At 60.6% G+C, this 241-nt stretch carries 1 protein-coding gene; it reads left to right on the forward strand.

Features of this window, described 5'->3' with window-relative positions:
- A partial coding sequence (locus ASE71_RS02455; protein ID WP_200964121.1) for a 4Fe-4S dicluster domain-containing protein occupies nt 1-241 on the forward strand: 241 nt, incomplete at both ends.

Here is a 241-nt window from a genome sequence, read left to right on the forward strand (position 1 = left end):
CGACTATCCGAAGCCGGATGGGGTCCTGACCTTCGACCGGCTGTCGTCGGTGTTCCTGTCGAACACCAACCATGAGGAAGACCAGCCGGTTCACTTGCAGGTGAAGGATATGGAGCTGCAGAAGCGCTCCGAGCATGACGTCTATGCCGGTCCGTCGACGCGCTACTGTCCGGCCGGCGTCTACGAATGGGTGGAGAAGGACGGCAGGCAAGTCTTCGTCATCAACGCGCAGAACTGCGTG

The sequence above is a fragment of the Ensifer sp. Root954 genome, assembly GCF_001429005.1.
GTDB classification, from domain to species: domain Bacteria; phylum Pseudomonadota; class Alphaproteobacteria; order Rhizobiales; family Rhizobiaceae; genus Ensifer; species Ensifer adhaerens.